Source organism: Priestia filamentosa (assembly GCF_900177535.1).
Classification (GTDB): Bacteria; Bacillota; Bacilli; order Bacillales; family Bacillaceae_H; genus Bacillus_I; species Bacillus_I filamentosa.
In genome coordinates this window covers 133,661-147,172 of the sequence record NZ_FXAJ01000001.1, presented here as the reverse complement: position 1 = coordinate 147,172, position 13,512 = coordinate 133,661, and the positions used below count along the sequence as shown (strand labels likewise).

Sequence of the window (13,512 nt, the reverse complement as noted above, 5' to 3'; positions counted from 1 at the left end):
GTAAACTTTCATCTCATATCCAAACAAGGTGGTTATTTTCCTTGTTTCTTTTTAAGATTCACTTTAAAAGTTGTGCCTTCTCCAACAGCACTTTCCACATCAATTTGTCCATGATGTGCTTCAATTAAGTGTTTTACAATAGCAAGTCCAAGGCCTGTTCCACCTGAATTTCGGCTTCTTGCTCTGTCTACCCGATAAAACCGTTCAAAAATACGTGGGATTTCTTCCTCTGATACGCCAATTCCAGTATCTTTCACTAATACTTCAACACCCTGGCGACCATCCCTCATCTTTAACGTGACTTTTCCGCCACTTGGTGTATACGTAATGGCATTATTAATAAGGTTAATAAAGATTTGCTTTAAACGTTCACTATCTGCTTCAATAAACATTTCTTCTTTTTCATGATAAAAAGCAAGCTCAATCCCTTTTGATTTTGCTTTTTCTTTTAAAATCATGATAATTTCTTCAATCACTTCTACTAGATTAACTTCTGCAATGGTAAGTTTATAACCTTGCTGCTCAATTTTAGATAAATCGAGCAAGTCTTGAATAAGGCTTTGCATCCGTTGACCTTCTTTGTGAATGATTTTTAGAAATTGATTTCTAATCTCCTCATCATTCCCTGCACCTTCGAGTAGAGTCTCACTAAACCCTGTAATAGACGTAATTGGCGTTTTTAGCTCATGCGAGACATTCGCTACAAAGTCTTTTCTCATTTGTTCTAGTTTCTTCAACTCCGTAACATCATGAAAAACCAGGATAATCCCTTTCCATTCATCATTCAGCCCGATAATAGGTGATCCATATACTTCAAAATGACGACGTTCAATATTGATTGGAATCACAATACTTTTTCGGACTCGAAGCTCTGTCATAAAAATCTCTTCGACAATCGCTGCAATTTCACGATGTGAAAAAGCCTCGTAATACAGCTGATAAAGATAATCTGTTGGATTAATCTTAAATGTATCTTTATATGAGCGATTAATAAGATTAATATAGCCTTTTTCATCAATCAAAATAAGACCGCTATCCATATTTTCAATAAGCGTCCTTAATCTATCTTGCTGCACTTCTTGTGAAGCAATAAGCTCCTGTAAATTTCGTGCTAAAATATTAATTGCTTGACTTAGCATTCCTGTTTCATCAACATAGTCTTCATATGTACGAGCTTTATAGTTCCCACGTGCAAGCTCCATGGCAACTTTTGTTGCGGATTCAATTGGTTTTGTATATTGATTCATAATTTTGACCCCTAAAAGTAAAATAACAACAAGGGCCATTCCTAAACTACCAATCAAAACTCCCCAAATTTGTGTATTAATTTTGTCTAATGAATCTATAGAAGCGCTTAATACAACGCTGCCTACCTTTTGATTATTTTGAACGATTGGTGCGCCGTAATAATAAACTTCAGAGTTACCACCTTCACGTACAACCCCATCTTGTTCATTAATACGTTTTTTCACAAAGTCCTGTAAATCTTTATCTGTTACAGGAAGATTTGCTCCATTTGAATCTAATAAAATCTTCCCCTTATCAGAGAAAACGGTAGCTCTCGCTCTTAAAATTTTGCTTATTGAATCAAGTTCATCATGAAGCTCTTTTGAACCCAGCCCTTTTTCAGAGACGATAATTTCAACAAGGCTTACTTCTTTTTCTAATCGATCGTGAAAGTTTTGGACATAAAAGCTTTTGAAAAGCTGACCAAGCAAAAGACCTAGTCCAATAAGCACGACAATAATTAGAGTAAGCAAAGCAAATAGGAGACGAGAGCGAAATCTATTCATCCGATTTAGGCTCCTCTAGCTTGTATCCTAATCCTCGAATTGTTTTAATATAAACAGGTTTTCTGGAGTTACGCTCAATTTTTTCTCGTAGATGACTAATATGCACATCTACAATTCTTGTATCTCCCGCAAAATCGTAATTCCATACAGCACTTAATAACTGATCACGAGTTAATACTCGTCCTTTATGTTTCGCTAAATATAATAGAAGTTCAAATTCTTTTGGAGTAAGTTCAATGCGGTTTCCTTCAAAATAAGCCTCATAGTGCTCTGGTAAAATTCGAAGTGATCCAATAAAAACTTCATCACCAAGTCCAGATGTTTCCTCACTTTGCTGTGGGGCAAACTGTGTTCTTCTTAAAATGGCCTTCACACGAGCTACAACTTCTCGTGGGCTAAACGGTTTTGTCATATAGTCGTCTGCACCAAGTTCAAGACCTAGTACTTTATCAAACTCATCATCTTTAGCTGTTAGCATTAAGATGGGAACCATCACTTTTTGTTGACGAAGCTTTTTACATACTTCAATCCCATCCATCTTTGGAAGCATTAAATCTAGTACAATTAAATCAAGCTCCTGGCTGTTTGCTAACTCTAGCCCTTCTTCTCCATCCATAGCTGTTAAAACTTCAAAGCCTGCTTGCTGTAAGTTATACTGTAATAACGTTACGATAGATTGTTCATCATCCACTACTAATAGCTTTTTACCCATATGCGCCTCCGCTCACGTTAAACTTTTAACAAGTTTTTTTCCATTCATTATAATCATACAATGAATTTTTAAACTTCTCAAAGGGAAAAAGACCATTTTCCAATTTATTTATAGCTGCTATTGGAAATGGTCTAAGGGATCGCTTTTAGAAGTTCTGAAATACGTATTCGTCTAACTCTTTTGGCCGATATGGAGTGCGTACTAGGATTTCTCCTTTTATAACATTGCGATTATCTTTATTTGCTACTACGTCTATTTTAATGGTTTCAGAATCTCGATTTAATTCTAGAATTTTAAGCGAAATTTCAATTGTTTCATAATGATAAACAGGGTGTATAAATTGAAGAGATTGACTTAAAATTTGGCTCCCTGGCCCTGGAAAGTGTTTGGATATCGTAGAAGTAATCATGCCTGAGAGCATAATAGAGGGAACGATTGGCTTTTTTACAGGAGTTTGCGCTGTATAATCATGTTGAATATATAATGGGTTAGCATCGTCTGTTAATCCTAAATATAAAAGTAGCTCTCTATCCTCCATCTTTTCCTCTTTTAAAAATGTTTCACCAACAGAAAGCTCTTCTATAAACCTGCCAAGTTTTACTCTTTTCCCCAACACATGAACGCCCCCTTAAAATGAAATCGCTTACATTAATATTTAAAAAGAAAGGCTCGGAGATATGCCTCCGAACCTTTCTTTTTTTATTATACAAGTACGCTCATTACTTTTTTAACAGATTCTGCAGATTGATCAAGTTGAGCACGTTCAGGATCTGTTAACTCTAATTCAATAACTTGTTCAATTCCATTTCCACCTAGGACTGTCGGAACGCCAAGGTAAATTCCTTGGTATCCATATTCACCTTCAAGGTATGCAATGGAAGGTAAGATACGGCGCTGATCTTTCACAATTGCTTCCGTCATTTCTACTAATGAAGCTGCTGGTGCGTAATAAGCACTTCCGTTTCCTAACAAACCAACAATTTCACCGCCGCCTTTTCTTGTACGCTCTACAATAGCGTCTAGGCGCTCTTTCGGAATAAGTGTTTCAAGTGGAATTCCGCCTGCGTAAGAGTAGCGCACAAGCGGTACCATATCGTCTCCATGTCCACCAAGAACGAAACCTGTTACATCTTTAACAGATACGTTTAACTCTTGCGCAACAAACGTACGGAAACGTCCAGTGTCAAGCACCCCTGATTGACCAATAACGCGGTTTTTCGGGAAACCAGATTCTTTGTACACTGTGTATGTCATCGCATCAACAGGATTTGTTAATACAATGATATGACAATCTGGCGAATACTTTACAATTTCTTGCGTTACACTTTTCATTACTTTTTGGTTTGTTGTAACAAGATCATCGCGGCTCATTCCTGGCTTACGAGCGATACCTGCTGTAATGATGACAACATCAGAATTTGCCGTATCTTCGTAGTTAGACGTGCCAACAATGTTTGAATCAAACCCTTCAATTGGACTAGCCTCAAGCATGTCCAATGCTTTCCCTTTTGTTGGTCCCTCTGCATTTGGAATATCGACAAGAACAACATCACCAAGTTCTTTTTGTCCTAAAAGAAATGCTGTTGTTGCTCCAGTAAAGCCTGCACCAATAACGGAGATTTTCTTACGTCTCATTGTCATCATAATTCCTCCTCTTTTTTCTTACTTTCTAACGTTATACTGTTACTTCTTCTTCCATATTTTGAATTAGCTTATCGCCAAACTCAGAGCATTTCACTTCTGTTGCTCCGTCCATTAAACGAGCAAAGTCATATGTTACGACTTTAGAAGCAATTGTTTTATCCATTGCGCTCATTACAAGATCTGCTGCTTCTTTCCATCCTAAGTGTTCAAGCATTAGTACACCTGAAAGAATAACAGAAGATGGATTTACTTTATCAAGACCAGCGTATTTCGGAGCTGTACCGTGTGTTGCTTCGAAAATAGCATGTCCAGTTTCATAGTTGATGTTTGCTCCTGGAGCAATTCCAATTCCACCAACTTGTGCTGCAAGAGCATCTGAAATATAGTCGCCATTTAAGTTCATTGTCGCCACAACATCGAACTCACTTGGACGTGTTAGGATTTGTTGTAAGAAGATATCAGCAATAGAATCTTTCACAATAATTTTTCCAGCTTCAACAGCCTCATCTTGTGCTTTATTTGCTGCTTCTTTACCTTCTGTTTCAACAAGGCGATCATACTGAGCCCATGTGAATACTTTATCCCCAAACTCTTGTTCAGCTAGCTCATAGCCCCAATTTTTAAATGCGCCTTCTGTAAATTTCATAATGTTCCCTTTATGTACAAGGGTTACAGATTTACGTCCTTCACTAATTGCGTAGTTGATTGCACCACGTACAAGACGTTTTGTCCCCTCTTCTGATACAGGCTTAATTCCAATACCAGATGTTTCTGGGAAGCGAATTTTATTTACTCCCATTTCATTTTGAAGGAAGTCAATAAGTTTTTTCACTTCTTCTGAACCTTTTTCATATTCAATACCAGCATAAATATCTTCTGTATTTTCACGGAAGATAACCATGTCTGTATCTTCAGGACGTTTAACAGGAGATGGAACACCTGTAAAGTAGCGAACAGGACGTAAGCAAACAAATAAGTCTAACTCTTGACGAAGAGCAACGTTTAAAGAACGAATTCCTCCGCCAACAGGAGTTGTTAAAGGCCCTTTAATTGCAATCATATATTCACGTACAGCATCTAATGTTTCAGCAGGAAGCCATTCGCCAGTTGCATTGTAAGCTTTTTCTCCAGCTAAAACTTCCTTCCAGACGATGCCACGCTCTCCATTATACGCTTTTTGAACAGCTGCTTCTAATACTCTTGATGCTGCTGCCCAAATATCAGGACCGATTCCGTCTCCTTCGATATATGGAATGATTGGTTTATTAGGTACTTGTAATACTCCGTTGTTAACTTGAATTTTTTCTCCTTGTGTCATGGAAATAACCTCCCTAGTATTGTGTAAAAAAATGGTGCTGTGCTCAAGAAATCAAATCCTGAGCACAAGATCGATTTAGTTAACGATCTTCAATAGAAACATATGCCTGTTTATCAGGTCCTATATATTCAGCGCGCGGACGAATTAAACGATTATTTGAATACTGTTCTAGAATATGAGCAATCCATCCTGAAACGCGGCTGACTGCGAAAATTGGTGTAAATAAATCATGATCTATCTTTAAAGAATGGTAGACAGATGCAGAATAAAAATCTACGTTCGGCGGTAAGTCTTTTTGACTTGTAACGAGATCTTCAATTTTCAATGACATCTCATACCATTTCTTTTCTCCCGTTACATCTGCAAGCTTTCTAGACATTTCTCTTAAATGTTTAGCGCGTGGGTCTCCCTCTCGATAAACACGATGACCAAATCCCATAATCTTCTCTTTCCCATCCAGTTTAGCTTGAATGTAAGAATCGACTCTGTCCACATCACCAATATCAGAGAGCATCTTCATTACAGCTTCGTTTGCTCCTCCATGAAGAGGTCCTTTTAAAGCGCCAATTGCAGCTGTTAAACCAGAATACATATCAGATAGTGTTGCAACACATACACGGCCTGTAAATGTCGATGCGTTCAATTCATGGTCAGCATGAAGAACAAGTGCTTTATTAAAAGCTTCAACAGCAATATCACTTGGCTCTTCTCCATTTAACATATAGAGAAAGTTTTTCGCTAGTCCGTACTCTTTTTTCGGAGCAATTGGATCAAGTCCTTTTCTTATACGTGCAAACGTCGTAACGATTGTTGGAAGCTGTGCCTGTAAGCGAATAGCTTTGCGATAGTTCGCTTCTTCTTCAACACTGTCCGCTTCCTCATCATACAAACCTAACAATGATACAGCTGTTCTTAGTGCTGCCATTGGATGTACTTTCTCAACTGGATATGTTGAGAAGTGATCTACAACTTCTTTTGGAAGCTCTGCATTTTCAGATAGCAGTCTAGTAAACTCTGATAATTCACCTTCATTAGGAAGCTTACCATGCCAAAGTAGATAAACTACCTCTTCAAATGTAGCATAGCTTGTTAAATCATCAATATTGTATCCTCGATACGTTAGCATATCGTCAATAATTGAACTTACAGCTGATGTTGTAGCTACGACTCCTTCTAAACCTCGAGTTGCTGTCATATTCTCCTCTCCTTCTATAAAAAATTTCCCCTTTTTCTCCTGCGGTATGAATTTTTCCTTTTTATTCGCAGCACAGTGACTTTTTGAACAGAAAAAGGTTAATTCTCCGCTTGAGAGCGTACATTTAAGCTTACCTTGAGCAAGCATTCACAAAGAAAATGCTTTCATTTTCTCGTGCACTAAAAATAGCTAGCCCTGTTTTAAGCTAGTCATTTTTGTGCCCGCTAAAAAGGTAGGTTAAATGTTGTTCACCTATCATTATAAACAATTATCAGACTTTTGTGAATGATAAGTATCAATAAATTTTAAATTTTTATTATAACAAGAAAATATTCATTGAAACATTTCAACGATTTTCATACAAATATAGGCAATTCCAGCTCCAATAAGTGGCCCAACGGCAACTCCTTGAAAAAGGGCAACAGCCAAAATTGTTCCAATTACAAGAGCAGCTGTGATTTGAGGATCATTTTGAAGGAGCGTTAACCCATGTTTTGCAATAAGCGCCACAGCGATTCCTGCTCCTAGAGCAATCCAGGCATAGGAAGACTTCACAGCGTCTCCAAGCTGTTTAAACCCAATTTCTCCTGTAGCAATTGGGATAAGGACTGCGATTGTTATAATTGTCACTCCTAAATTAATTCCTTTAGTTTGTAGGTAAGGAAACAGCTTGCTATCAAGGCCAATCAGTTTTATAACCAGTAAAAAAGCAACAGCAAAAATAAGCGATTGGTTCTTAGCAATGACTGCAATTCCAAGGAAAATAAGTAAAAATAATGTTGCTTGTGAGAACACGTGCTCATCACCTTTCTTGATTTTTCAAAGTAAATATTTTCTATTTCAGAAAAGTATTTTTTTGCACATTCCAATGTAAAAAATTTAAAAATCCAGCTGTAAACTTCTAAAATTCATCATGCATATGTAAGATATAATAACTGGACATGCTAGGAGGAAAAAAATGAATTCACACTATGTTTCCATATTTGGTCGAATTCTACTCGTTGTCTCCCTCACCATTCTTTCCTTTTGGTTCCTATATCATTTATCACACTTGATTTATCCTTTTATCGTTGCTTTTATCCTTTCTCTAATGATTAATCCCTTTGTAAATCTATTGGAGAATCGGCTGAGGTTTCCACGTTCTTTAGCTATATTAACAACTCTTCTTCTTCTTTTTTGTTCAGTAGCAGGTATATTAGTGCTTCTTTTTACTGAAATCGTAGCAGGAGCTGAGTATTTAGCAAAATCCGTGCCTCAAAACTTTACTCATCTTGTTTTATACATCGAACAGTTTCTAGGAGAGCAAATTATCCCGCTTTATAATAAATTATCTTCTTTTTTCAACAACCTAGAAAACGAGCAGCAAATTGCAATGATGACGAACATCCAAAATGTTGGAGAAACTCTATCTGAAACAGTCGGAACTTTCATTCAACGTTTCTTACAAAGTATTCCAATCGTTTTTACATGGCTGCCAAATGCAGCTACGTTTTTCATCTTTTCCCTTCTTGCTACTTTTTTTATTAGTAAAGATTTAAACAAGCTCAAAGGAAAAATAAATAAAGTTTTCCCACCTAAAGTGAAAAAAAGCCTACGTACCATCATCATTGAACTAAAGTTTGCGCTAACAGGATTCCTAAAAGCACAGCTTACCCTTATTTCGATTACAACTATTATCGTTCTTATAGGATTATTGATTTTACGAATTGATTATGCCATTACTATCGCTCTTATCGTTGGTTTTGTTGATTTAATTCCTTACTTAGGAACAGGAGTCATTCTTGTACCATGGGCCCTTTATAACTTTTTAAGTGGAAATAACGCACTCGGAATAGGCTTACTTGTACTTTATGTAGTCGTTGCTGTCCAAAGGCAAATCATGGAGCCAAAAGTTCTTTCATCAAGTATTGGAATTGATCCACTTGCAACATTAATAGCTGTTTTTATCGGTTTTCAACTTTTTGGCTTTTTTGGACTTATTATTGGGCCAACTTCTCTTGTTCTCTTTAATACAATACACAAAGTTGGAGTTTTTCATCATCTCTTAGCGTTTATTTTAGATAACAAAAAGAAAATTTGACGTCTAAAACAACAGAGAGCTTCTACAAGTAGAAGCTCTTTTGTTGATAAAATATTTATTTAAAAACGACGCATCATGACAAATCCTTTATTTCGGAAAATAGTGCCGAGATAGCGTGAAATTATTGGTTTAAGAAGGTTTCTTGTAAAAGGAAGCAGGAATATAAGACCTGTTATATCTGTAATAAACCCAGGAATGATAAGCAATATTCCAGCAAGGAGTACACATAAACCATCCATAATTTCTTCTCCCGGCACATAACCATGTTCCATTTGATAACGAGCTTTTTGTAATACAAGAAGACCTTGTTTTTTTGAAAAATAGGCTCCTGCTATGCTTGTAGCTACTATCAATAAAAGGGTAGAAAAAAAGCCAATCGCACTTCCTATATAAATCATGGCTGCAATTTCAAGCAATACTAAAACTAAAAAGAACGGAAAAATTTTTTTCATAACCTTTCCTCCACTCACAATAGATTTGAGGACTACCTCTATTATAAGAGTTATGGCTGAAAAGATAAAGAAAACGGCTATAAAGAAAAAGTCGATGCATGAACATCGACTCTACTTTCCTTTTATAGCACGCTTGCATGTCCTTTATAAATAACGCCGCCATTCCCATCAACGGTTACATCTTGACCATCTTTAAAGAGCTCTGTTGCATTTTCAATTCCTACAATGACAGGAATACCTAGACTTAAACCAACAACAGCTCCATGACTTGTTAAGCCACCTTCTTCTGTAATAATAGCTGATGCTTTTTCTAATGAATCCATCATATCTCGATCTGTACCAATTGTAACAACAATACTTCCTTCAGTTATTTTTTCTTGTAGTTCTTTTGCGTTTTTAGCAACCACTACTTTTCCGAATGCTGATTTACGTCCAATACCTTGTCCTTTTGCAAGCAGTTCTCCAACAACCTGCACTTTCATAAGGTTTGTTGTTCCAGATTTCCCGACAGGAACACCTGCTGTAATTACAACAACATCTCCATTTTCAATATTGCTTGATTTACGAGCAGCACGAACTGACATATCAAGCATTTCATCAATTGTGGCCACATTCTCGCCAAGCACGGGATGTACTCCCCAAACGAGTGCAAGCTTTCTTAAAACTTTTTCATCTGTTGTAACCCCAATAATCTGCGCTTGAGGACGATACTTTGAAATCATCTTCGCTGTATAACCACTTTCAGTTGGAGCTAATATTGCATTAACATTTAAGTTCAAAGATGTATGCACAACAGATTGACCAATAGCATCTGTTACAGTAGCTCCAATTTGTTGACTTCGTTTTTTTAGAAGATCTTGATAATTTAGAGCTTTTTCTACTCTTGTTGCAATAGCATTCATCGTTTGCACAGATTCAACAGGATAATGACCTGCTGCTGTTTCACCAGAAAGCATAATTGCGTCTGTTCCATCAAAAATAGCGTTTGCTACGTCACTTGCCTCCGCTCGCGTTGGGCGAGGATTTCTTTGCATTGAATCAAGCATTTGTGTTGCCGTAATAACGGGTTTTCCTAATTCATTGCATTTTTTTATTAGCCTTTTTTGGACAAGGGGAACAGTCTCGGCAGGAATTTCAACACCTAAATCTCCACGCGCGACCATGAGACCATCTGATACAGCTAATATCTCATCAATATTATCTACCCCTTCCTGATTTTCAATCTTCGGGATAATTTGAATATGCTCCCCGCCGTTCTCTTCTAAAAGTTGGCGGATTTCCAGTACATCTGAAGCTCTGCGAACAAAAGAAGCTGCAATAAAATCAACTTCTTGCTCGATGCCAAACTTAATATCATTTGCATCTTTCTCAGTCATACCAGGGAGATTTACGCTCACTCCTGGTACATTGACGCCTTTTTTATTTTTCAAAATCCCTGGATTGCGGACCTTTGTGCGGATTTCTTCATGTTTTTTGTTAATATCAATTACTTCAAGTTCAATTAATCCATCATCTAATAAAATGGTTGACCCTTTCTCAACGTCATTAATTAACCCTTTGTATGTAATTGAGAACTTTTGTGGAGTTCCGACAACTTCATTCATTGATACAATAACTTCATCATCTTTTGAAAGCGAAATCTCACCGTTTTCTACCGTATGTGTTCGAATCTCAGGCCCCTTTGTATCCAAAAGAATCGCTACGGTTTTACCACTTTCACGACTAACTTCACGAATGGTTTTTACACGAGCTCCATGCTCTTCAAAATCTCCATGCGAGAAATTTAAACGTGCAACGTTCATACCCGCTTGTACTAACTTTTCAAGCATTTCTTTACTTTCACTAGCTGGACCAATTGTACAAACAATTTTTGTTTTTCTCATGATTTAGATCCTCCCACTATTTGCTTGTTACTCCACTTCTCTATTATGCTACAATTAAGGCATTTTCGAAACCCTCTGTTCTTTGTCTTTACGGAGAATTAATAGTCATTCTTCATTTATAGAAAAAAGATGCCTTTAAAAAAGGCATCTTTTTTCTGCTATCTATTTTGTAACTTTTTGTTTTTGTTCTTCTAAGAATTCGCCAATTTCGCGATATTTTGCATAGCGCTGGTTAACGAGCTCTTCTTTTGAAAGTTTTCTTAAAGATAAAAGAGATGATTTAATTGTCGCGTCAATAAACTGTGCCTGTTTCACAACATCGCGATGAGCTCCGCCGCGAATTTCTTCAATTACATCATCAATAACCCCTAATTCTTTCAAATCTGGAGCCGTGATTCTCATTGTCTCAGCTGCTTTTTTAGCAAGCGTCGAATCTTTCCAAAGAAGTGCTGCTGCTCCCTCTGGAGAAATGACAGAATAAGTGGAATTCTCAAGCATATGAAGATGATTGCTAAGACCTAAACCAATAGCACCACCACTCCCACCTTCTCCAATAACAACAGAGATAATCGGAACCGTAAATCCAGCCATTTCCATTAAGTTTTTAGCAATTGCTTCACTTTGTCCACGTTCTTCAGCTGCTTTTCCTGGGTAAGCTCCTTTTGTATCGACAAAAGTAATAATCGGACGGTTAAACTTCTCGGCTTGCTTCATAAGCCGAAGAGCTTTTCTATATCCTTCAGGATGTGGCATCCCGAAGTTACGACGAAGATTTTCTTTCGTGTCCTTTCCACGCTGATGGCCGATAACTGTAACAGGAAGACCATGGAATTTAGCGATACCACCAATAATAGCTTCATCTTCACCAAAAAGACGATCGCCATGACACTCAAAAAAGTTTGTAAACAACTGCTCAATATAGTCTGCTGTTGTAGGACGTTCAGCATGTCTAGCAATCTGCACACGGTCCCATGGAGCGAGATGGTCATAAATTTCATGTTCCACACGCTTCAAACGTTCTTCAAGCTTGCTTACTTCTCCAGATAAGTCAACGTCCGAGCTCTGAGCAAAGTTTTTAAGCTCTTGAATTTTATTACGAAGCTCCACGACAGGGCGTTCGAATTCAAGCTCTACTGCCATTCTTCTCCACCTCCTGACTTATGCATATCTAGAATATTTCCAAGCGTTTCTTTCATATCATGCCTTTTAATGACAGCATCAAGCTGACCATGTTTTAATAAAAATTCAGCTGTTTGAAAGTCCTCCGGAAGTTCTTCGCGAATCGTTTGTTCAATAATTCGACGTCCAGCAAATCCAATAAGTGCACCAGGCTCGGCAAAATTGTAGTCACCAAGCGAAGCAAAGCTTGCAGAAACTCCTCCTGTTGTTGGATGCGTCATTACTGAAATAAACAGCTCTCCTGCTTCACCAAGACGGTTTAAAGCAACGCTTGTTTTAGCCATCTGCATAAGGCTTAATACACCCTCTTGCATACGAGCGCCGCCAGAAGCTGTGAAAATCAAAAACGGCACGCGTTTTTCCACTGCTTTTTCTACCGCGCGCGTAATTTTTTCGCCAACTACAGATCCCATACTTCCCATTCTAAAATGAGAATCCATTACCGCTATAACAACAGCTACACCATTGATCGTTCCTTCACCCGTTACAATTGCTTCATTCATTCCTGTTTTCTGTTGATCTTGTTGGATTTTTTCAAGGTAAGACGGAAAGTCTAACGGATTTGCAGACGTCATACCTTTGTCATATTCAACAAAACTTTCTTCATCAAGCAAACTCGAAATACGTTCATATCCTGTCATTTGATGATGATATCCACAGTTTAAACAAACTTTTAAATTCTTTTTCAATTCTTTTGTATACATGATTTTTTTACATTTCTTACACTTTGTCATAATTCCTTCTGGTACTTCTTGTCTTATATGTTCTGAAGGAATCGAAGCATATTTTTTCTTTTTAACAAACCAGTCTCTTAACAAAGTTTGCCCTCCCTTACATTTCATTAGTGTCATTGGAGTGAAAAGGCAAGCGTAAAATGCCTAAGAAGATCACACTTGTACATATCTGCTTACGTTCAAGGTGCTTGTATTTTAGAATTAGAATAGCGGAACTTTCTAAAAGATGCTGTCAGTTTGTGACGCATGTCCTTCGACATTTTCACTTAAAATAAGCATTCCTACAGTGTGAACGAAAGGTAAAAAGTGCTTCACCCATTCTATTATACAGGACTAAAGGATGAGGAGCTCCCTACTAGACGAACAAATGATAAGTTATTCCATAATAAGAATAATATAGTTATTATTACATACTTAAAAATGTTGACACATCTGCTCGAATAATAAGTCATGTTTGCTTAAAAAGCAAGGAGATTTTTGTAAAAGTTGCTTTTTCACCGCTCGAAAAGCCTTCTTTTCAAA

The 13,512-nt window shown here is 37.3% G+C and carries 12 protein-coding genes; 1 reads left to right on the top strand and 11 read right to left on the bottom strand.

Annotated features, from left to right (window positions below; translation table 11 throughout):
* Nucleotides 1-32: 32 nt before the first annotated feature.
* From pnpS to B9N79_RS00800, 7 genes are all read right to left on the bottom strand, one after another.
* The gene (pnpS, locus tag B9N79_RS00830) at nucleotides 33-1,793 is read right to left on the bottom strand and encodes a two-component system histidine kinase PnpS (RefSeq protein WP_040056912.1); all 1,761 of its coding nucleotides are present in this window, start codon (nucleotides 1,791-1,793) and stop codon (nucleotides 33-35) included.
* Complete coding sequence (locus B9N79_RS00825; protein WP_019391221.1) at nucleotides 1,786-2,505, bottom strand: response regulator transcription factor; 720 nt, start codon at nucleotides 2,503-2,505, stop codon at nucleotides 1,786-1,788. Before B9N79_RS00825 ends, pnpS begins: the two co-directional genes overlap by 8 nt.
* Nucleotides 2,506-2,650: 145 nt before the next feature.
* Nucleotides 2,651-3,121: a MaoC/PaaZ C-terminal domain-containing protein gene (locus B9N79_RS00820; RefSeq protein WP_019391220.1), complete on the bottom strand. Its 471-nt coding sequence runs from the start codon at nucleotides 3,119-3,121 to the stop codon at nucleotides 2,651-2,653.
* A gap of 86 nt (nucleotides 3,122-3,207) precedes the next feature.
* Entirely contained in the window at nucleotides 3,208-4,146 is a 939-nt protein-coding gene (gene mdh, locus B9N79_RS00815; RefSeq protein ID WP_019391219.1) for a malate dehydrogenase, read from the bottom strand.
* 34 nt (nucleotides 4,147-4,180) lie between these two features.
* Nucleotides 4,181-5,473 carry an NADP-dependent isocitrate dehydrogenase gene (gene icd / locus B9N79_RS00810; protein WP_268586573.1) on the bottom strand — a complete coding sequence of 431 codons (1,293 nt, stop codon included), beginning with the start codon at nucleotides 5,471-5,473 and terminating at the stop codon, nucleotides 4,181-4,183.
* A gap of 73 nt (nucleotides 5,474-5,546) precedes the next feature.
* Nucleotides 5,547-6,662 carry a citrate synthase gene (citZ, locus tag B9N79_RS00805; RefSeq protein ID WP_019391217.1) on the bottom strand — a complete coding sequence of 372 codons (1,116 nt, stop codon included), beginning with the start codon at nucleotides 6,660-6,662 and terminating at the stop codon, nucleotides 5,547-5,549.
* Nucleotides 6,663-6,995: 333 nt separating this feature from the next.
* The gene (locus B9N79_RS00800) at nucleotides 6,996-7,457 is read right to left on the bottom strand and encodes a DUF441 domain-containing protein (protein WP_019391216.1); all 462 of its coding nucleotides are present in this window, start codon (nucleotides 7,455-7,457) and stop codon (nucleotides 6,996-6,998) included.
* 163 nt (nucleotides 7,458-7,620) lie between these two features.
* On the opposite strand from B9N79_RS00800, the gene ytvI reads away from it, so the two are divergent.
* On the top strand, nucleotides 7,621-8,742 hold the full coding sequence (gene ytvI / locus B9N79_RS00795; RefSeq protein ID WP_040056913.1) for a sporulation integral membrane protein YtvI: 1,122 nt from the start codon (nucleotides 7,621-7,623) through the stop codon (nucleotides 8,740-8,742).
* A gap of 59 nt (nucleotides 8,743-8,801) precedes the next feature.
* Here ytvI and B9N79_RS00790 read toward each other — a convergent pair whose 3' ends face one another.
* The 4 genes from B9N79_RS00790 to accD form a co-directional block, all read right to left on the bottom strand.
* Nucleotides 8,802-9,194: an FxsA family protein gene (locus tag B9N79_RS00790; RefSeq protein WP_040056914.1), complete on the bottom strand. Its 393-nt coding sequence runs from the start codon at nucleotides 9,192-9,194 to the stop codon at nucleotides 8,802-8,804.
* A gap of 122 nt (nucleotides 9,195-9,316) precedes the next feature.
* Nucleotides 9,317-11,077, bottom strand: a complete 1,761-nt coding sequence (gene pyk, locus B9N79_RS00785) for a pyruvate kinase (RefSeq protein ID WP_040056915.1) — start codon at nucleotides 11,075-11,077, stop codon at nucleotides 9,317-9,319.
* A 162-nt stretch (nucleotides 11,078-11,239) separates the two neighbouring features.
* Nucleotides 11,240-12,217: an acetyl-CoA carboxylase carboxyl transferase subunit alpha gene (accA, locus tag B9N79_RS00780; RefSeq protein ID WP_040056916.1), complete on the bottom strand. Its 978-nt coding sequence runs from the start codon at nucleotides 12,215-12,217 to the stop codon at nucleotides 11,240-11,242.
* Nucleotides 12,208-13,074: an acetyl-CoA carboxylase, carboxyltransferase subunit beta gene (accD, locus tag B9N79_RS00775; protein WP_019391211.1), complete on the bottom strand. Its 867-nt coding sequence runs from the start codon at nucleotides 13,072-13,074 to the stop codon at nucleotides 12,208-12,210. Before accD ends, accA begins: the two co-directional genes overlap by 10 nt.
* Nucleotides 13,075-13,512: the final 438 nt, after the last annotated feature.